Source organism: Bacteroides timonensis, from assembly GCF_000513195.1.
GTDB lineage: Bacteria > Bacteroidota > Bacteroidia > Bacteroidales > Bacteroidaceae > Bacteroides > Bacteroides timonensis.
Map to the genome: position 1 here is coordinate 30,306 of NZ_CBVI010000125.1, position 21,169 is coordinate 51,474.

At 46.3% G+C, this 21,169-nt stretch carries 14 protein-coding genes, 3 tRNA genes and 1 pseudogene; 8 read left to right on the forward strand and 10 right to left on the reverse strand.

What is annotated here, in order from left to right; all coding sequences use genetic code 11:
- Window positions 1–18: 18 nt before the first annotated feature.
- The 3 genes from BN161_RS30190 to BN161_RS22720 form a co-directional block, all read right to left on the reverse strand.
- On the reverse strand, window positions 19–171 hold the full coding sequence (locus BN161_RS30190; RefSeq protein WP_209441922.1) for a hypothetical protein: 153 nt from the start codon (window positions 169–171) through the stop codon (window positions 19–21).
- Between the two features lie 140 nt (window positions 172–311).
- Complete coding sequence (locus BN161_RS22715; protein WP_044270509.1) at window positions 312–896, reverse strand: Crp/Fnr family transcriptional regulator; 585 nt, start codon at window positions 894–896, stop codon at window positions 312–314.
- Between the two features lie 89 nt (window positions 897–985).
- Window positions 986–2,326: an MATE family efflux transporter gene (locus BN161_RS22720; RefSeq protein ID WP_044270511.1), complete on the reverse strand. Its 1,341-nt coding sequence runs from the start codon at window positions 2,324–2,326 to the stop codon at window positions 986–988.
- Window positions 2,327–2,591: 265 nt separating this feature from the next.
- Between BN161_RS22720 and BN161_RS22725 the strand changes: the two genes are divergently transcribed.
- The 5 genes from BN161_RS22725 to BN161_RS22745 all read left to right on the forward strand — a co-directional run bounded on the left by BN161_RS22725 (window position 2,592) and on the right by BN161_RS22745 (window position 6,732).
- A tRNA-Ser gene (locus BN161_RS22725) sits at window positions 2,592–2,678 on the forward strand.
- Window positions 2,679–2,687: 9 nt separating this feature from the next.
- Window positions 2,688–2,759, forward strand: a tRNA-Glu gene (locus BN161_RS22730).
- An 18-nt stretch (window positions 2,760–2,777) separates the two neighbouring features.
- Window positions 2,778–2,850, forward strand: a tRNA-Lys gene (locus BN161_RS22735).
- Between the two features lie 116 nt (window positions 2,851–2,966).
- Window positions 2,967–4,631 carry a putative transporter gene (locus BN161_RS22740; RefSeq protein ID WP_044270513.1) on the forward strand — a complete coding sequence of 555 codons (1,665 nt, stop codon included), beginning with the start codon at window positions 2,967–2,969 and terminating at the stop codon, window positions 4,629–4,631.
- 118 nt (window positions 4,632–4,749) lie between these two features.
- Window positions 4,750–6,732, forward strand: a complete 1,983-nt coding sequence (locus BN161_RS22745; RefSeq protein ID WP_044270514.1) for a fructose-bisphosphatase class III — start codon at window positions 4,750–4,752, stop codon at window positions 6,730–6,732.
- Between the two features lies 1 nt (window position 6,733).
- Here the strand turns inward: BN161_RS22745 and BN161_RS22750 are convergent, their stop codons facing one another.
- From BN161_RS22750 to BN161_RS22775, 6 genes are all read right to left on the reverse strand, one after another.
- Window positions 6,734–7,966, reverse strand: a complete 1,233-nt coding sequence (locus BN161_RS22750) for an LA_2272 family surface repeat-containing protein (RefSeq protein WP_044270516.1) — start codon at window positions 7,964–7,966, stop codon at window positions 6,734–6,736.
- A 5-nt stretch (window positions 7,967–7,971) separates the two neighbouring features.
- On the reverse strand, window positions 7,972–9,528 hold the full coding sequence (locus BN161_RS22755; protein ID WP_044270517.1) for a sulfatase: 1,557 nt from the start codon (window positions 9,526–9,528) through the stop codon (window positions 7,972–7,974).
- Between the two features lie 36 nt (window positions 9,529–9,564).
- Complete coding sequence (locus tag BN161_RS22760) at window positions 9,565–11,223, reverse strand: long-chain fatty acid--CoA ligase (protein ID WP_044270518.1); 1,659 nt, start codon at window positions 11,221–11,223, stop codon at window positions 9,565–9,567.
- Between the two features lie 223 nt (window positions 11,224–11,446).
- On the reverse strand, window positions 11,447–12,523 hold the full coding sequence (locus tag BN161_RS22765; protein WP_044270521.1) for a GDP-L-fucose synthase family protein: 1,077 nt from the start codon (window positions 12,521–12,523) through the stop codon (window positions 11,447–11,449).
- 21 nt (window positions 12,524–12,544) lie between these two features.
- Window positions 12,545–13,621, reverse strand: coding sequence for a GDP-mannose 4,6-dehydratase (gmd, locus tag BN161_RS22770; protein ID WP_007213539.1), 1,077 nt, complete (start codon window positions 13,619–13,621; stop codon window positions 12,545–12,547).
- A 153-nt stretch (window positions 13,622–13,774) separates the two neighbouring features.
- Window positions 13,775–14,929, reverse strand: coding sequence for a dicarboxylate/amino acid:cation symporter (locus tag BN161_RS22775; protein WP_044270535.1), 1,155 nt, complete (start codon window positions 14,927–14,929; stop codon window positions 13,775–13,777).
- A gap of 126 nt (window positions 14,930–15,055) precedes the next feature.
- Between BN161_RS22775 and gnd the strand changes: the two are divergent.
- The 3 genes and pseudogenes from gnd (at window position 15,056) to pgl (ending at window position 18,845) form a co-directional block, all read left to right on the forward strand.
- Window positions 15,056–16,542 (forward strand): annotated as a pseudogene (gene gnd / locus BN161_RS22780) (decarboxylating NADP(+)-dependent phosphogluconate dehydrogenase).
- Between the two features lie 93 nt (window positions 16,543–16,635).
- The gene (gene zwf / locus BN161_RS22785; RefSeq protein ID WP_044270523.1) at window positions 16,636–18,123 is read left to right on the forward strand and encodes a glucose-6-phosphate dehydrogenase; all 1,488 of its coding nucleotides are present in this window, start codon (window positions 16,636–16,638) and stop codon (window positions 18,121–18,123) included.
- A complete protein-coding gene (pgl, locus tag BN161_RS22790) occupies window positions 18,120–18,845 on the forward strand; it encodes a 6-phosphogluconolactonase (protein ID WP_044270525.1) in 726 nt (241 codons plus the stop codon). Before zwf ends, pgl begins: the two co-directional genes overlap by 4 nt.
- Before the next feature lie 20 nt (window positions 18,846–18,865).
- Here pgl and BN161_RS22795 read toward each other — a convergent pair whose 3' ends face one another.
- On the reverse strand, window positions 18,866–19,909 hold the full coding sequence (locus BN161_RS22795; protein ID WP_044270526.1) for a DUF2776 family protein: 1,044 nt from the start codon (window positions 19,907–19,909) through the stop codon (window positions 18,866–18,868).
- Window positions 19,910–21,169: the final 1,260 nt, after the last annotated feature.

The window sequence follows — 21,169 nt, forward strand, 5'->3', positions numbered from 1 at the left end:
TCATATTGCTTGATTATCTCAGGGGTGACTGCGCGAAAGGTCAGTTTGATGTTCTCTGTGAAGCGAAGGAAACTGTTGACGGCGCATATTGTATATGCCGGCAGTGCTGTATCGACCGGATTTCCGGATGTTTTCTACCAAAGATTTGGTGTATGTATATATAGTTGTCATATTACTGAATATTTATATTAAACTTTGTGTGGTAAACACAACGAACCCCGAAAAGATTTTTGCTTTTAACAAATGTTTTTTTGGGGAAAGAGTAAACTTTTAGTATATTCAGTAATGACCCGCCGGGCAGACAGGAGCGGTTACAGTATGCCCGCACGTACGCGGCTCAGAGTTTCGGGCGTCATCAGTAAATAAGACGCGATATGCGACAATGGTGCCCGTTTGATGACTTCCGGATGGGTATGCATCAGCATGTTGTAGCGTTCGCGTGCTGTTTCAAACCGCCAGGAGTCGGCCTTTACTTGGGACACTATGAGTGAATACTCCAGTATCTTGCGGTAGAACATATTGATTTCCCAGGAGATTTCGGTCAATCTCATGAATTTGTCGTAGGGGAGAAGGTAAACGGTGCAAGGTTCCAGCGCTTCTGCCATCAGGCGGGTAGGCTCTTGTTTCAGGGTGCTCTCTATGCAGATAAGAATGCATCCCTCGTAGGAAAAGTGTTCGGTGACATCCTTGCCGTTTTTATAATAGAATTGGCGCATCAAGCCCTTGCCTACAAAGACCATGTGGTGGCATACTTGTCCTTCTTTAAACAGGAGCTCACCCTTTTCCAGCTCTTTGCGGATCAGAATATCTTCTATCAGTTTTCTACCTTCAGGTGCCATGCCCGGATAACGGGAGTTCACAGTGGCATCAACTGTTTCTTTTAATAATGTATCCATAATTGTTCGCTGGCATTTGTAACCGTTTCCGGGGACAAAGGTAAGAAAGATTTGATTTATATCAAATCTTATTAAGTGATTAGTGATAATCACTTAACAAACCCTTTCGTCGTCCACTTCATGCTATACCAGCGTCGTACGAAAATGGCTCCTCGGATATTCTCGTCCAGCAGGAACGCAACCCACATGCCGCAGATACCCCATTCCAGAGGGATGCCAAAGATATATCCCAAGCCGACGGCAACGCTCCACTGAACCACCAGACCGACATAGAAGGGGTAGGTGACATCTCCGGCGGCACGCAAGGCGTTGGTTGCGAAGATGTTGATGGGACGTCCGATTTCAAGAATGACGTCAATGATGAGGATGGTGGTTCCGAGCCGGATGATTTCCTCATTGGTAGTAAGCCAATGGAAGATCGTGTTTCCGAATATAGCAAGGATGGTGGAGAGTATAACGGTGATCATGACGGATTTCTTCATAACATATTTACCCATGAGGAAAGCGGCACGAGGTTTCTTTTCTCCGATAAGGTGTCCGATGCAAATGGCACCGCCCTGCGCTATGGAGATGCTGAACAGATAGGCAAACATGATGATATTGACACAATAGGTGCGTGTGGCAAGAGCTTCGACTCCCAGCATATTGATGAAGAAGGTAATCACTACTTGCGAAGAACTGTAAGAAAGTTGTTCGCCGGCGGAGGGAAGGCCGATTTTCATCAGATTCTTCAGTTCTATCCACGGGAACGGTCGGAAATAGGCAAGAGGGAAGCGGTGGATGTGTTTACGGAACAAGATAATGAATAAGATGACCATGGATACACCCCGGCTGAAAGCAGTAGAGATGGCAGCTCCTTCTACGCCGAGTTCAGGAAAACCAAATCGACCGAAGATGAGTGAGTAGTTACCTATTATATTTAGGATATTGACAACGACGGTTACCAGCATCGGATAAACAGCTTTGTTGGCACTGCGCAGTGAGGCGGAAAGGGTGAGGAAAATGGCTTGGAAGAAGGCGAAGGTGCCTACAATACGCATATAGTCCATGCCGTCAGTCATCAGTTCGGAAGTCAGTCCCATCAGGCGGAGAATGGGGCCGGCAAGAGAGAAGAGGAAGAGGCTGACGGAGACACCTATTATAATATTCACTATCAGGGAGACACCTACTACTTGTACTACTTTCTTTTGCAATCGGGCACCGAGGTATTGTGAACAGAGAACAGAAGTACCCAGGTTGATGACCTCGAATACAAGAAAGGTGAGCATGATAATCTGGTTGACCACTCCAACAGCGGCAACACTACTATCTGAGTGACGGCTCAGCATAATAGTATCTACGGCACCCAGCATCATGATGAGCAGGGTTTCTATAAAGATGGGAGCGGCAAGCTTGGCAAGCCGCTTTTTTAAGCTTTCCTGATGTATCATTTCGTATGTGTTTGGAACCTGGTGATGAAAATCGCGCAAAGGTACGGAAAGGGAGAAAAGAGGGAATTGATATGAATCAAATAAATGTGGTAAAATGATAGGGTGATAAAGTGATAGGGTAATTTTTTCTCCCCATTAACTTTTGACTTTTAGCCTCTTACATCTTTTTGTAGAAAAAGTCAGAAAAAAATATGATGGAAAGATTTGCATAGTCCAAAAGTTTCCCATACATTTGCACCGCATTTGAGAAACAATGCAGGTTTAAGGAAGTGTGGGTGAGTGGCTGAAACCACCAGTTTGCTAAACTGACGTACGGGTAACTGTACCGGGGGTTCGAATCCCCCCGCTTCCGCAAACAGCCGGTGGATTCGTCTAACGGTTAGGACACATGCCTCTCACGCATGTAATACGAGTTCGATTCTCGTATCCACTACGGTAAAAAAAACATAATGCACTCTTAGCTCAGCTGGTAGAGCAATTGACTCTTAATCAATGGGTCCAGGGTTCGAGTCCCTGAGGGTGTACAAGGTATAAGGCGGTTATCAAATAATGATGACCGCTTTTTTTATGCAATTAATTCTCATTCTCCGGGAATACTTCCTATCTTTGCACTCCGAAATCAATTAAAAGCGTAAACACATTGGATTGGTTATACAGTTTATTCATTGAACATTCCGCTCTACAGGCGGTTGTGGTACTCTCGTTGATCTCCGCTATCGGCTTGGGACTGGGAAAAATACACATCTGCGGCATATCGTTAGGCGTGACGTTTGTATTTTTTGCAGGTATCATTGCCGGACATTTCGGGTTGTCTATCGACCCGCAAATGCTGAACTATGCGGAGAGTTTCGGGTTGGTAATCTTTGTGTATGCGTTGGGCCTACAGGTCGGCCCCGGTTTCTTCAGTTCGTTCCGTACGGGCGGCGTACAACTGAATATGCTGGCTGTGGGGGTGGTGCTGATTGGCACGGTGATGACACTCTTAGGAAGTTACGGACTGGGAATATCGCTGCCGGATATGGTGGGAATTCTTTGTGGTGCTACTACTAACACACCTGCGCTGGGTGCTGCACAGCAAACTCTGAAACAGATGGGTATTGAAGCGAATACGCCGGCTTTGGGGTGTGCGGTGGCATATCCATTGGGCGTAGTGGGAGTAATTCTTGGCATTCTGATGATACGCAAGGCACTGGCTCGTAAGGAAGATCTGGAGGTCAAAGAGAAGGATGATGTGAACAAACCGTATATCGTTGCATTCCAGGTGCATAATCCGGCGATCTTTAATATGAGTGTGAAGGATATAGCTCAATTGAGTTATCCTAAATTCGTAATATCCCGTTTGTGGCGGGATGGGAATGTGAGTATTCCCACTTCTGAGAAAGTGATAAAAGAAGGCGACCGCCTGCTGGTCATCACTTCGGAAAAGAATGTGCCTGCACTAACCGTACTGTTTGGTGAGCAGGAAAATACGGACTGGAACAAGGAAGACATTGATTGGAATGCCATCGACAGCCAGCTGATTTCACAGCGCATTGTGGTGACACGTCCGGAACTGAACGGAAAGAAATTGGGTTCGCTTCATCTGCGCAATCATTATGGAATCAATATCAGTCGTGTATATCGTAGCGGAGTATTGCTGCTGGCTACGGCAGAGCTTACCTTGCAATTGGGCGACCGGTTGACGGTAGTAGGTGAGGCCGCTGCTATACAGAATGTGGAAAGAGTACTGGGAAATGCAGTGAAGAGCCTGAAAGAACCTAATCTCGTGGCTGTATTTGTTGGCATCATCCTGGGACTTGCCCTGGGTGCTATCCCTATTGCTATTCCGGGTGTAAGCACTCCGGTGAAGCTGGGATTGGCAGGCGGACCGATTATCGTAGGTATCCTTATCGGTACTTTCGGCCCCAGAATGCACATGGTTACGTATACCACACGCAGTGCGAACCTGATGCTTCGTGCACTGGGCTTGTCGCTTTATCTGGCTTGTCTGGGCCTGGACGCGGGTGCTCATTTCTTCGATACAGTCTTTCGCCCCGAAGGATTGCTGTGGATAGCTGTGGGCTGTGCGTTGACGGTAGTTCCTGTATTGATTATGGGAGTTATTGCTTTTCGTTGGATGAAGGTGGACTTCGGTTCGGTAGCCGGTATGTTGTGTGGAAGTATGGCGAATCCGATGGCATTGAATTATGTGAATGATACCATTCCCGGTGATAATCCTTCAGTTTCTTATGCTACGGTTTATCCTTTGTGCATGTTCCTGCGTGTGATTATTGCCCAGGTGCTGTTGATGTTCTTTTTAAGTTGAGAATTTAGAGTTGAGAGTTGGGAACGTAGAGTTGAGGTTTAGAAACGTAGAGTTGAGGTTTGGAATGAAGACACAAGCCCATATATAATTTGTAAATTGTAATTTGTAATTAGATATCATGAGTAATATTACCCCTGAAAGTATCATGAGCGACTTGCGTTATTTGCAGTTGCTGTCACGCAGTTTCCCTACAATTGCGGATGCCAGTACAGAAATTATTAATTTGGAAGCTATACTGAACCTCCCGAAGGGGACAGAACACTTCCTGACCGATATTCATGGTGAATACGAAGCCTTTCAGCATGTGTTGAAAAACGCTTCGGGAGCCGTGAAGCGAAAAGTGAATGAAATCTTCGGGCATACCCTGCGTGAAAGTGAGAAGAAAGAGATATGTACGCTGATTTACTATCCCGAAGAGAAGCTGCAACTGATTAAAGAACAGGAGGCTGACCTGGACGACTGGTATCTGATAACATTGAACCAACTGGTGAAAGTTTGCCAGAATGTATCTTCCAAATATACACGCTCAAAGGTACGCAAGGCACTTCCGGCAGAATTTTCGTATATCATTCAGGAATTGCTGCATGAGTCGAGTGTAGAGCCTAATAAGCATGCCTATATCAATGTGATTATCAGCACTATCATCTCTACCAAGCGTTCAGATGATTTCATCATCGCGATGTGTAATCTTATCCAGCGGCTGACGATTGATTCCCTGCACATCGTAGGAGATATCTACGACCGTGGTCCGGGAGCGCATATCATTATGGATACACTCTGCGATTATCATAACTTCGATATCCAGTGGGGAAACCATGACATTCTTTGGATGGGAGCAGCGTCGGGTAATGACGCCTGTATTGCCAACGTGATCCGTATGTCGATGCGTTACGCTAATCTGGCGACATTGGAAGACGGGTATGGCATCAACTTGCTGCCGCTTGCCACGTTTGCCATGGATACCTATGCGGATGATCCCTGTACAATCTTTGCACCGAAGATGAACTTCGCAGATGGTAACTATAACGAGAAGACTTTACGGTTGATTACCCAGATGCATAAAGCCATTACGGTGATACAGTTCAAACTGGAAGCGGAGATTATAGATCGTCGTCCTGAGTTTGGCATGCAGAACCGAAAGTTGCTGGAAAAGATTGATTTCGAGAAAGGCGTCTTTGTGTACGAAGGAAAGGAATATCCGCTTCGCGACACCAACTTCCCGACGATTGATCCGGCTGATCCGTATCGCCTGTCAGATGAAGAACGGGAGTTGATTGATAAGATTCATGCTTCGTTCATGAACAGTGAAAAACTGAAGAAGCACATGCGTTGTTTGTTTACGTATGGTGGTATGTATCTGATTTGTAATAGTAACCTGTTGTATCATGCTTCGATGCCTCTGAATGAAGATGGCAGTTTCAAGCGTGTCCGCATCGGAAAGAAAGAATATTGGGGCAAGAAATTATTGTGTAAAACGGATCAGCTGATACGTACAGCTTATTTTGATGAAGACGGTACGGAGGAGAAGAGTTTTGCGCTGGATTATGTGTGGTATATGTGGTGTGGTCCAAATGCTCCATCGTTTGACAAGGATAAGATGGCAACGTTTGAACGCTATTTCATCGGAGATAAAGAACTGTCTAAGGAGACCAAAGGATATTATTATACTTTGCGTAACCGTGCGGATATTTGCGAGCGTATTCTTGCGGAATTTGAGGTTACAGGTCCTCATTCACACATTATTAACGGGCATGTGCCTGTGAAGATTATCAAAGGTGAGAAGCCGATAAAAGCAGACGGTAAACTGCTGGTGATTGACGGTGGATTCTCCAAAGCATATCAGCCGGAAACCGGAATTGCCGGATATACGCTGGTATATCATTCGCATGGCTTGCAGTTAGTCCAACATGAACCGTTCCAAAGCCGTCAGAAAGCAATAGAAGAGGGGCAGGATATTAAATCCAATACTTTCGTTGTCGAGTTCAATTCACAGCGTATGATGGTGAAAGATACCGATAAGGGAAAAGTACTGGTAACGCAGATACAGGACCTGAAGAAGTTGCTGGTAGCGTATAGGACAGGATTTATAAAGGAAAAGTGATTTAGTATTTAAACACCACCACTCCTCCTTCCAGGATCACTCCTTTATCGTAAGTAACTCCCTTGTTGTAGTAGCGGCTGCCGCCGTAACCACCGGTGACAAATATACCGAGGCGGTCTGTTAAGCGATATTCCAGATTGACACGTGCTTGGAGGGCATAGAGGCGTGCAGGGAAACCGTAATCTTTATTCTTGAAGTTTTCGATGTGCTGGAAGCCCAGGTCACCGCTGATGAACAACTGCTTGTACAAGGGTAATTCGAGGCCGGCACGATAGAAGAGGGAGGCGGAAAACTTATCGCTGAAATCCAGATAGTGTGTGCCACCGCCTAAGATGGTATAGAACAACTTGTTCTTGAAACGGGCACCTACATTCAGCTTCGTAGTGTTTCCTCCGAAAAGCATTAGCTGTACTTTCGTATCCGGATTGGCATTTACCAGACCTAACTGGAAGCCATCGAAGTTCTCCTTATAGTAATTGAATAATCCGATTTGCAATCCTTTTCCGCTTTTTGCCATGTTCATGGGGGCAAGTTGTGCACCGGTAAAACTTCCGCCTACCACGTTACCGAGTCCGGATATTTGCATACCGTGCATGTTTTCTCCTGTGATGTTGCCCAAGCCGCTGATTTGTATGCCTCGCAGACTTTGGCCTACAATATTCAGAAGCCCGGAAGTGGTGATGCCATTGAAGCTCTCACCCGCAATATTGGCTAATCCTGCCAAGTGCACACCCGAAGAGTTCTCACCGCTAATGTTCAGCAGACCACCTATGATAACACCACTGGTGTTGTCTCCTGTTATATTGGTGAGCCCCGAGAAAATGACACCTTGTGCATGATTTCCTGTGATACCGACTAAACCGGATATGGATACGCCACTGAGATTATTCCCATTCACGTTACTGATACCGGCAATCTGGACGCCTCGCATACTGCCTCCTACTAAGTTGGCAAGCCCTGTGATTTGTACACCGTTCATGTCACGCAGCACCACTCCGCCCAGTAGATTGATACCCACGCCGTTCAGGCGGTTCATGGAGGAAAAAATACCGAGGTTTAGGCAGGTACTGCCGACAGTATCAGTCTGTTGTGTAGACATGTTCTTCCACAAGGATAGGTTGATGCCGACAGGCTCTCTGTCTTTCTTTGTTGTTGACGGACTGTCAGTGGTCTGTGCAGGGAGTGTACCCGCAACCATCAGTAATGCAATAATGGATGGAAATAATCGTCTCATTGGTTTCAATCTTTAATTTCGTCCGGCCAGGGGGCTAATTTGCCGGTGGCACGAAGCGTAGGACGCTGCGCATCTACCGACCGGAGATAGTTACTTAATTTCTGTGCTAATTTCTTTACGATACGTGGATTCTTTATAGCCACGTCGTTTTTCTCGCTGATATCTTCCGGAATATTAAACAATTCACGTTTACCGTCCGCAAAGTAATATACAAGTTTCCAGTCACCGGAACGGATGGAGCAGGTGGCCCCAATACCCGGGCCCGAAGGTCCCCAACTATGGGGATAGTGCCAATAGATATCGCGATCCTTGATTTTGCCCTTTCCTGTCAACAACGGCATAAAACTGATACCATCCCGTTGTTGCACGGTAGTGTACTTCTGGACACCTGCTATCTCAAGAATAGTCGGATAGAAATCTTCAATCATCAGATAATCTCTGCATTTTGTATCCGGAGCTACTACACCGGGCCAGCTCACGATCATCGGTTCGCGTACACCGCCCTCGTAAGCGGAACCTTTTCCGCTGTTAAGCGGGTAATTCTGTGTATGCAGTTCTCCGGCACGGGTATGTGCAGCTAGTCCGCCATTATCGGACATGAAAAGAATGACTGTATTTTCTGTCAGATGGTTGCGTTCCAGATAGTCCATCAGATCTCCCAGACTTTTATCCATCCCTTCAATGAGGGTGGCATAGGCGGCCTCTACAGGTGGAAGTCCTTTATCCAGATATTTCTGATAGAAGCGATAGTCCGGTTGTATAGGCGTATGAATGGCATAATGAGCCATATATAAGAAGAATGGTTCATCCTTTTGTTGTGCACTATCCAAAGCCTTCATCGCTTCCAGTGTAAGTGCTTCGCTGAGGAAGGTATCCGTACCATGATATTTTTCCAATCCCGGAACTGCTGCCAACGGACTTTTCCCGTCCGGCTTATTACCGAAATTATTCTTGCCGTAGTAACTGGCCGGTGAACCGGCAGCGTGTCCGGCTATGTTTACTTCAAAGCCCATCGTCAGCGGATCAGCTCCAGGAGTATCATTTGCTCCAAAGTGGGCTTTACCGCAATGAATGGTCTGATATCCGTTCTCTTTAAGCACTTGTGCAAGCGTAGTGACTTGTGTAGTGCGTTCGATTCCCGCTTCCTGACAAATACCATTCACATTCCATTCCGGATAGATCATCACAGAGTCCGGTTGTTCATGCGTTGTATTTTTGCGTAATGTCCAACTTGTCACACGATGCCGCGCGGCATTCATCCCTGTAAAAAGACTGACCCGGGTGGGGGAGCTGATACTACAAGCGTATGCTTGTGTGAACATCTTCCCTTGTGCCGCCAGACGTTCCATGTTCGGCGTGTGGTAAGTGTTGTTGTAATGCGTTCGTTGAGTCCAGAAAGGCAGCGAAGTATCCTGCCATCCCATGTCGTCAACCAAAAACAGAACTATGTTCGGACGTTGCTTTTCTTTCGGCGCTCCCTTTTCCGGAGATGCCGCAATCGCTTCTCCTGCCATACCGCACATGGGCAATATGGCAGCAGATAGTAATAATTCGTTTTTCATTTGAGATGATACTTTATAAAGGTTAGTGTTTTTTCCCTATCCTTTCGCCTCTTGGTACAAGAACCGTTTGATGGAGCGTTTGGGTGTTTTTTCAAATTCTTCGGGATAGATTTTCATTTTGAGTATCTGACTGTATGCCGGAAGCTCTGCGTTTAACGCAACGCGATTTTCTTCCATCACACGTTCGATGTCCGTAGTGGTCAGGCCATGTGCAAAAGCATCGTCAAAATCGGGATATACCAGTCCGACAAGCTTTTCATTTTGCTGTACGATGATGCTTTCGGCAACGTATGGCATATTGTTCAGTTTGTCTTCTATTTCTTCGGGGTAGATATTCTGTCCGCTGGCACCGAGCAGCATGTTCTTGCTGCGTCCCTTGATGGTTACATTGCCCTCGGCATCCATCAGCGCAAGGTCACCGGTGTGCAACCAACCGTCTGCATCAATAGCTTCACGGGTAGCTTCTTCATTTTTATAGTATCCCAGCATGACGTTAGGTCCGCGGCATACGATTTCTCCCGCTATGTTTTCCGGATCAGGAGAAAGGATTTTCACTTCCATACGGGGGACGGCCTTACCGCAGGAACCCGGTTTGAAGCGTGACCAGTCTTCGTAACAGATGATCGGTCCGCATTCCGTCATTCCGTAACCTACCGTGTAGGGGAATTCTATCATGCGTAGGAACTGTTCTACTTCCTGGTTGAAAGCGGCACCCCCTACGATGACTTCCGCAAAACGTCCACCGAAGGCACTGACTACTCCTTCGCGTACGGTTGTCTTGATTTTATCGTTGATAATGGGGACTTTAAGCAATAACTTCATAGTCGGCGTTTCCAGTTTCGGAAGCACGTTTTTCTTGATAATCTTTTCAATGATAAGTGGCACAGCTACTACAAGGTGCGGCTTTACTTCCGAGAATGCCTGGAAGATAATCTTCGGACTTGGCATACGGGTGAGGAAGTATATCTGACATCCTGCGGCGAACTCGTACAAGAATTCGAATGCCAGTCCATACATGTGCGCCATCGGTAGCATGGAGATAATCTTATCTCCGGCCTTCAGTGGCAATACCTCAAATGCAAATGCTGTATTCGACCACAGACTGCGATAGGGCAGCATTACGCCTTTAGAATAACTCGTCGTACCGGAAGTATAGTTGATTACTGCCAGTTCTTCAGGCTGATCCTTGTGATATTCGATGTGTTCCTTGCGGAAATTCTTGGGATATTTCTTGCCGAACAACTCATTCAGATGTTCGCGGGCATAATCCAGTTTTTCTGTACGGGATATCAGGATAGAGAAATCCGTCATCAGGATGATGCCTTCCAGAATGGTCATGGCGGCTTCGTTCAGATTCTCCCATACCTGGTCGCCCACAAACAGTAATTTGGCTTCGGAATGGTTTACGATATTATGTATATTATCCGCTTTAAATTCGTGCAGGATGGGAACTGCAACAGCCCCGTAGGTCAGTGTAGCGAGGAAAGTAACTCCCCAGTGTGAACTGTTACGTCCGCAGATGGCAATTTTATCTCCTTTCTTGATGCCGCTTGCTTCGAAGATTAAGTGTACTTTCTCTATTTTGCGGGCTACGTCTTTGTATTGCAGGGTAGCCCCATTATAATCGGTCAGGGCATCCAGGTCCCAATTCTGTTTAATGCTGTTCTCAATATAGGCGATAAAACTTTGTTCCATGATATTATATATTGCACATTTAGTTGAAAATTGTGCAAATATAAGGCTTTATAGAAAGAATGCAAATTTTTAACTGAAAAAAGCGGGGGGATATGTACAATTTAGCTTGGGCAGATGAAGCTCACCACAGAGTAACACAGGGTTCCACAGAGTTTAATCAATTTGAGCTCAAGGAAAACAAACTCTGTGGAACTCTGTGTTACTCTGTGGTGAATTTAATGCATTACCGCCCTAAGTACCAGTTGTACATGCGTTGTACGCCTTCTTTGATCTCCACTTTGTGTTGCCAGCCCAGAGCGTGCAGTTTTGAGGGGTCAGTCAGTTTGCGCATGGTTCCGTCCGGTTTGGTGCTGTCGAAAGTCAGCTGACCTTGGTAACCCACGGTGGAAACTATCAGTTCGGCCAGTTCGCGGATAGAGATTTCTTTGCCTGTACCTATATTGATATGGCAGTTACGGATGTCTTTATCACCTTGTTTGTAGGTGTCTTTGAAGTCTACATGCTCCATTACGAAGACGCTGGCATCTGCCATTTCTTCGCTCCAGAGAAATTCGCGAAGAGGTGTGCCTGTGCCCCATAATTTCACTTCGCTGTCGCTGATGCCGTATTTGGCAAGGATGGCAAGGATATCTTCCTTACTGCTGTTGCCGTCGATGCCTTCTACCGGACGCTGGTTCAGGTCTTTGCATATTGCATCCCAGTCGCCTTGCTTCAGGCAATGAGCCAGATGTATCTTACGAATCATGGCAGGGAGCACATGGCTGCGTTCCAGATCGAAGTTGTCATTCGGACCATAGAGGTTGGTAGGCATTACGGCGATGTAATTCGTGCCATATTGCAGGTTGAAGCTCTCGCACATTTTCAGTCCGGCAATCTTGGCGATGGCGTACGGTTCGTTGGTGTATTCCAGCGGAGAGGTGAGGAGCGCTTCTTCTTTCATGGGTTGTTCGGCATCACGCGGATAGATGCAGGTGCTTCCCAGGAAGAGGAGTTTCTTCACATTGTGGCGAAAACTTTCACCGATGACGTTTTGCTGTATTTGCAGGTTTTTGTAGATGAAGTCGGCACGGTAAATGCTGTTTGCCATGATGCCGCCTACGAAAGCAGCGGCAAGGAATACATATTCCGGTTGTTCTTCATCAAAGAATTTACGTACGGAAACGGCATCCAGCAAGTCGAGTTCTTTGTGGGTTTTGCCAATGAGATTGGTATATCCTTTATCTTGCAGGTTTTTCCAGATGGCGGAGCCTACCAGACCACGGTGTCCGGCTACGTAGATTTTGGCGTTCTTGTCTAACATTATAGTTCTCTTTTTTATATATTATTTTTCAAGTGATCTCAGATATAGCTTCTTCACAAACTTCATATCGTGTGCTGCCATGATTTTCACCAATTCTTCAAAACTGGTTTGTCTCGGATTCCACCCTAAAAGAGTTTTGGCCTTTGTCGGATTACCTAACAGCTGTTCCACTTCGGCAGGGCGGAAATATTTAGGATCTATTTCTACAAGCGTTTTTCCCGTTTGCACATCGATACCTTTTTCTTCTACACCTTCACCTTCCCATCGCAGTTCGATGCCTACTTCCTTGAAGGCAAGCGTAGCAAATTCGCGGACCGTATGCATTTCGCCTGTGGCGATTACGAAGTCTTCCGGTGTATCGTGCTGAAGAATCAGCCACATACATTCTACATAATCTTTTGCATATCCCCAGTCGCGGCGTGCATCCAGATTACCCAGATACAGTTTGTCCTGGAAACCTTGGGCTATGCGGGCGGCGGCCAGCGTAATCTTACGGGTTACGAATGTTTCTCCTCTACGTTCGCTTTCGTGATTAAAGAGGATACCGTTTACGGCAAACATACCATAACTTTCGCGGTAGTTCTTTGTAATCCAGAAGCCGTATTGTTTGGCTACTCCGTACGGGCTGCGGGGATAGAAAGGAGTTGTTTCCGATTGGGGGACTTCCTGTACTTTACCGTAAAGTTCCGAAGTGGAGGCCTGGTAAATCTTTGTCTTTTTCTCCATGCCGAGGATGCGGACAGCTTCCAGCATACGCAGCGTGCCGATGGCATCTGCCTCTGCGGTGTATTCCGGTACGTCGAAAGATACTTTTACATGGCTTTGTGCAGCGAGGTTATATATTTCGTCCGGCTGTACCTGTTGGATGATGCGGATCAGCGAGCTGCTATCCGTCATGTCACCGTAATGCAGGTTAATGGTGCGCTTTTGCTTCATATCGCGTACCCATTCGTCGAAGTACAGGTGTTCGATGCGCCCTGTATTGAATGAAGAAGAACGGCGGAGAATACCGTGTACTTCATATCCTTTCTGTAATAAGAATTCGGCGAGAAACGAACCGTCCTGGCCTGTTATTCCGGAGATTAAAGCTGTTTTCATATTGTAGGCTTCTTTATTGATTATTTTTTGCGGGGCAAAATTCGTTATTTTTTACGAGAATACAAAACTTATTAGCTACAAGCTACGAGCTACGAGTGACAAGTAGCTGCGCTATGGGTTACAAACAACTTGTAGCTCGTAGCTTGTAGCTCGTCACTTATAGATCTTATCTACCACCAGTGCAATGGCTCCATCTCCCGTTACATTGCATGCAGTACCGAAGCTATCCATTGCAATGTAGAGTGCGATCATCAGTGCCTGTGCCGATTCATCGAAACCGAGCATGGATTGCAGAATACCCAGAGATGCCATGATGGCACCACCGGGAACTCCCGGGGCGGCTACCATCGTGATTCCCAGCATGAAAATGAAACCGGCAAATAAAGGGAAATCAAAAGGTATGCCTTGCATCATCATCAGAGCAAGAGCGCATGCTACGATTTTCAGCGTGCTGCCGGATAAATGTATCGTGGCGCAAAGAGGGATAACAAACCCTGCAATATCGGGTGACACACCATTCTTCTTTGTCTGTTCCAAGGTAACAGGAATGGTGGCAGCGGATGACTGTGTACCTAAAGCCGTGAAATAAGCGGGCAGCATCCGCCCCAACAGTTTAAAGGGATTTTTGCGGACAAACAGCGCAGCGATACAATATTGAAATACCAGCAGGAAGATGTGCAGCAGGAAGATTATGCCGATAATTTTTATAAATACCATTAAGATAGAGAATACCTGTCCCGAATGTGTCATATTAAGGAATATACCGAATATATAAATAGGAAGCAACGGCAGGATCACTGCACTGATCATACGGACAATGATATCCTGAAAATCACGTGCTGCATTCTTAAGTGTATCGTTTTTCAGTTGTGCAAGTCCCAGCCCTAAAGTGAAAGCCAGTACCAGTGCCGTCATTACATTCATGAGCGGTGGAATGGCGACTGAGAAAAACGGCAATATCCCTTGCGCTTCGCTGACCTCTTCCAGCGGGGCACCGGACTCTATCAGATGAGGAAATATAGTTACTCCTGTAAAGTAAGAGAGGAAACCGGAAAACAGGGTTGCCCCGTAAGCTATCAGTGCGGTAATCAACAGCAGTTTCCCGGCACCTTTACCGATGTCGGCAATAGCTACGGTAACCAGTCCCACAATAATCAGCGGTATGGAGAAATTCAGAAATTCGCTGAAGATACCGTTGAATGTAACGAACAGGCGTACCAATTCTCCGGGAAGAAAATTACCAAAAAGAATACCTAATGCGATGGCTATAAGGATACGCGGCAGTAAGCCGATATGTAGTTTTTTCATAAAACTGAATTTAAGTTTCTCCATTGAAATAGAGTTATGTTTGCAAAAGTACGATTTTTATTCGAAATTCATACGAACAAATGCCCTTGACATATTGTTTCCATTTCAATGAAACAATAACAAAAAATGCAAGTTATGACAGAAAAAGGACAAAAGACAGATATCGGCTTAATCGGACTTGCCGTGATGGGGGAGAATTTAGCTTTGAATATGGCGGACAAGGGATGGCATGTGTCCGTGTTTAACCGTACTGTTCCGGGAGTGGAAGAAGGTGTGGTAGAACGCTTTATCAACGGTCGTGCCAAAGGGAAAAGTATTGAAGGATACACTGAAATTCCTGACTTTGTAGAGTCCATTTCCACCCCGCGCAAAATCATGATGATGGTGCGTGCCGGCAGTGCCGTAGATGAACTGATGGAACAACTCTTTCCGCATCTTTCCCCGGGAGATATCTTGATAGATGGAGGCAACTCAAACTATGAAGATACCAACCGCCGTGTGGCATTGGCCGAATCGAAAGGTTTCCGCTTTGTCGGTGCCGGTGTTTCGGGCGGTGAAGAGGGAGCGTTGAACGGTGCTTCTATTATGCCGGGCGGTTCCGTTACTGCCTGGGATGAAGTAAAGCCCATTCTGCAAAGTATTGCTGCACGTGCTGCCGATGGTACTCCTTGCTGTGACTGGATTGGTCCGGCCGGCTCGGGACATTTCGTTAAAATGATACATAATGGTATCGAATACGGTGATATGCAGTTGATTGCCGAAGCCTACTGGGTGATGAAGAATCTTCTGCAACTGAATAATGAAGACATGGCTTCCGTCTTTGCCCACTGGAATGAGGGTAAGTTGCGTAGCTATCTGATAGAAATTACAGCCAATATTCTTCGGCATAAGGATAAGGCGGGCGGTTACCTGATTGACAAGATACTGGACACTGCCGGACAGAAAGGTACCGGCAAATGGTCCGTTATCAATGCAATGGAATTGGGTATGCCCCTGGGACTGATTGCAACGGCTGTTTTTGAGCGTAGTCTTTCAGCGCAGAAAAATCTGCGTGAGGCAGCTTCAAAAAAATCATTTGCCAGCGCTCACAAGTGGTCTATAATAAGCCGGAACTGGTGAAAGATATTTATTCCGCTTTGTATGCTTCTAAACTGGTATCTTATGCACAAGGTTTCGCCGTGTTGCAAAAGGCGTCCGAATCTTTCGGCTGGGATCTCGATCTGGCATCCATTGCCCGTATGTGGCGCGGAGGCTGCATCATCCGCAGTATATTCCTGAATGATATAGCTGCTGCTTTTGAAGCACAGCAGAAGCCGAAGCATTTGCTGCTCGCTCCTTATTTCCGGGAAGAAATCAAAGAGTTGCTCTCCGGCTGGAAACACCTCGTAGCCCATGCGATGAAAGAGGAACTGCCTGTTCCGGCTTTCTCTTCCGCATTGAACTATTTCTATTCGCTGGTATCTGCGAAGCTCCCTGCTAATATGATTCAGGCTCAGCGTGACTATTTCGGCGCACATACCTTTGAGCGTACCGATGAACTCCGCGGACAGTTCTTCCATGAAAACTGGACCGGACATGGCGGAGATACAAAATCAGGTACCTATAATGTATAAAATGAAGCCCTGGCAATAAAATTATAAAGCAAGAGCTAATGAATTTATTACAAGGGCCAATTTGCAGAAGCTAATCAAAAAAAACAAGATTCTATGAGTAAATTTGTAATGATCATATTCGGCGCTTCGGGCGACTTGACGAAACGCAAACTGATGCCGGCACTCTACTCGCTCTACAAGGATAATCGTTTGCCCGAAGGATTTGCCATTCTCGGTATCGGCCGTACCGACTACGCGGATGAAACTTATCGCGACTATATCCTGAACGAGCTGGAACATTTTGTCACACCGGCCGAAGTGGGAATGAAAGAGTTCTGCACTCATTTGCACTACCTTAGTATGGACCCTGCCATAGAAGAAGGTTACGGAACCCTGGACAGCCGTTTGCAGGAAATCACCGGTGAAAAGAAACCAGACAATTTACTGTTCTATCTCGCTACGCCTCCCTCACTTTATGGCGTCATCCCTCTACATCTGAAAACAGCCGGATTGAATCGTAAACATACCCGCATCATCATCGAAAAGCCTTTCGGCTACGACCTGAAGTCGGCACAAGAATTAAACCATATCTATGCTTCCGTTTTCGAAGAGTCTCAGATCTATCGCATCGACCACTTCCTTGGTAAGGAGACGGCACAAAATATCCTTGCTTTCCGTTTTGCCAATGGCATCTTTGAACCGTTGTGGAATCGTAATTACATCGATTATGTAGAGGTTACCGCTGTCGAGAATCTCGGTATCGAACAGCGTGGCGGCTTCTATGACGGTACAGGCGCTTTGCGCGACATGGTACAGAACCACCTTATCCAACTGGTGGCCCTCACTGCCATGGAGCCTCCCGCTGTCTTCACCGCCGATAATTTCCGTAACGAAGTGGTAAAAGTCTACGAGTCATTGAAACCTCTGACGGATGAAGATTTGAATGAACATATAGTCCGCGGACAATATACCGCTTCCGGTTCTAAAAAGGGCTACCGTGAAGAGAAGAACGTCCCCGCCGACTCGCGCACTGAAACTTACATCGCCATGAAGATCGGTATTGATAACTGGCGTTGGAGCGGTGTACCTTTCTACATCCGCACAGGAAAGCAGATGCCTACCAAGGTGACGGAAATCGTAGTGCACTTCCGTGAAACGCCCCATCAGATGTTTCATTGCCATGGCGGACATTGTCCGCGGGCTAACAAACTAATCCTCCGCCTGCAACCCAACGAGGGTATTGTGCTGAAGTTCGGCATGAAAGTTCCCGGACCGGGATTCGATGTGAAGCAAGTGATGATGGACTTCAGTTACGACCAACTGGGCGGACACGCCACGGGCGATGCTTATGCCCGCCTGATTGAAGACTGCATTCAGGGCGACCCGACACTTTTTACCCGCAGTGATGCTGTCGAAGCCTCCTGGCGTTTCTTTGATCCTGTGCTGCGCTATTGGAATGAATATCCTGACGCGCCTCTCTACGGTTATCCTGTCGGAACCTGGGGCCCACTGGAAAGTGAAGCTATGATGCACGAACATGGTGCCGACTGGACCAATCCGTGTAAGAACCTTACGAACACTGATCAATATTGTGAGTTATGAAAACTTATATCTATAGTACAGCTGCTGAAACGGCACGAGCTCTCATCAAGCACCTTATTAGTTTGATGGAGGAAGAGCCGCAGAAGATTTTTCACATAGCATTCAGTGGAGGCAGCACGCCCTCGCTTATGTTCGATTTGTGGGCGGAAGAATTCAAGGATGCCACTCCGTGGAGCCGTATGCGTATTTATTGGGTGGATGAACGGTGTGTACCTGCCGAAGACTCGGAGAGTAACTATGGCAATATGCGTCGGCTGTTGCTGGATGAAGTGGGAATGCCTGAGGAATATATTTTTCCTATTGACGGCAGCAACGATCCCGATGATGAAGCGAATAGCTATTCTCGCATAGTGCGTTGCAATGCGCCACTCTGGCATGGCTTTCCGGCTCTTGATATTGTTCTGCTGGGGGCGGGAGAAGACGGGCATACCTCGTCCATTTTCCCCGGTCAGGAGTATTTGCTTTCATCTTTCCATCCTTATGAGGTAAGCGTTAATCCCTACAATGGGCAGAAGCGCATAGCCATGACCGGCTGTTTGCTTTTTAATGCCAAGCAGCTGATTTTCTTTGTGACAGGCAGAAACAAGTCCAACGTTGTACGCGATATTCTGGATTCGGGTGATACCGGTCCGGCTGCCTATGTGGCGCACCATGCCTGGAATGTGGAAGTGTTTATGGATGAGCTGGCGAAACCCCAACCCATCCATGAGAGTGATTTATAAAAAAAGAGAGTGATTTATCATCAATTGGACGTTCCGCTTTCCAGAATGCTGACGATGGAGAACAGCGTGAAACAGATGCCGCCTAATCCTGCCAATACGCGTGCGGGAACAAAGTAGACATCATTCAGCGTTGTCATTTCAAACAGAAAAGCAGAGAGGAAAAGACAAGTAAGCGCGGTGAGCACCGGAATGAGCGGAATCCGGTTCGCCAGCTTAAAGACGTTCCGCCAAATAACAGCCAGCAGAATTACTTTGCTGGATATACTGTAACAAACTAAACCCAGACCTATCATAATGTATCCGGTGGAAGATTTGCCCGGGTCGGCATTCGTCAGCACCCAAAGTCCCCACAGGATACTCAGTGTGCCCATCACCAATACGAGGGCGGGCCACCATTTCCGTTCGGCACCACTATAAGAGTTACGTATCTGCCGGACAATGGTAGCAACCAGTGCAACCAGGCTCGTACAGATACATGCCAGTCCGGCCATTACGTGTCCGGCCACATAGTAAGCCGTGTGAATATCACTTTGTCCCAATAACCAGAATGCCCAAACCCATGTGATGACGGCGAACACAACAGCCAGAATGATGAGTATGTCCGCCTGTGCCGAAGAGAATGACTTGGCAGGTACGGTATGGTCAGTCTTTTTGGAATTTTGCGTGATGAAGGTGAAGCGGGTGGAAGAGGTGGCGGTAGTGGCTACACATGCAGTGATGAAAGCTACTCCGCAGATGACATGTCCCGCAACGAAATGGGCCACCGTACTGCCGTCATTAATGTATGTCATTCCACCGATGAAACACACCACGGCAGCCAGATAGCCGATGATGGGCAGGGCATATTTTGCCGCCGTACTATACGTGTGGATAATCTGCCGGATGATGGTACCTGCCGTAGCGAACAGCGCGATACATATCATTCCTAAAGAGAAGACCACGGGTCCCGCAACGAATCGGTTCGTGTCCGTCCCCATGTCGAGCACAAAGGCTCCGTAGCCGAAACAAAAAAGGGCCATCAGCAATGGGATAGCCCTGAAAAGGATACTAATACCGTAATTCATAACTGTTATCGTTTTTAAGTTTCCCCTTCCAACAGTATTCCTTACGGTTTGTTTTCGGTTTTAATATTTGTTCACCACAGATTTATTTCTCAACGATGGCATTCATCATTTTGACAATTTGTATTTTTAGTTGACTGAGAATGTACTATTTCTGTCCGGAGGTCAATAGGATTGGAAGCGTGCAAACGAAAATGAATAAACGTCAGATAGTTAATGCGGTATCAAAATACTTACATTTATTCTGGATGAAATAAACGCACTAATAAGTGAGAAATATAATATCAATAAGTCAAATTCCGATATGTAGTAACCCTTTTGTTGGTATGTAGTAACCTTTTTGCCCATATGTAGTAACCATATCAGTCATAAGTAGTAACCCTTTTCTGCATAAAAAGCAGTTAAAACTGCAAGTATATACTGAAATAGCGCATTGTTATAATCATTTTATTCATAGAATATGCTGGAATGTAAATATGTGAAATATAGCATGTCACTAAACATATTGAAATGCTACCATGATGAGTGTATATTAACTGTTTTGCTGTTATTATGATGTTTTGCTTTCTACGTGTGCCGTGAGCACGCAGCCTTTGTACGTTTGCGTGCTTAACTGCAAAAGAGATGGAGGTAGGCCCTCCGCTATCTGCTTGCAGGAGCTGGTAGCAAACCGGAGTATGCTGCTTTAATCAAGAGTTAAGGTAGTGAGCGATACTTTTAAAAGGCGGTCTTAACCGTCAGGTATCCTTTCGGGAGAAGAATGTAATGTGAACCATTGTAAGCATCGTTAGCGAGTAAATTGATGTCAAAACCGTGGAGTTTAGAAATCTATGGGATAAGTTAGGAGGAAACCTGTTTACTGTCCTATCGGCATCCGGTGTAAAAGATGGCTTGACCCGTCAGGAGGCTCTTTTGTGGAACACGGGAACCTGTCATGGAATGTTAAGGGAGCGTTTCAAGAGGAATCGAACCTCAAGAAACTGAGTACCGAAGTCTGTGTCAGGGGCGGATTACCCCGTAGTAGTTTAGAAGTGTCTGTAATGGGCATGGAGCGAAGGGGGTAACTTATTCAACAAATTAGTAATTGTACAACTAAAGTTATTGTTTAGGATGATTCAAGAACGAAATGTAAAACCTTATTCAATTTCCCGTCATTTAATTATGTCGGCTTGGGAAAAGGTTCGTAGCAACCGTGGCAGTGCTGGTATTGACCGTATCGGTATAGAGGAGTTTGAGAGTAATCTCAAGCCCCGTCTTTACAAA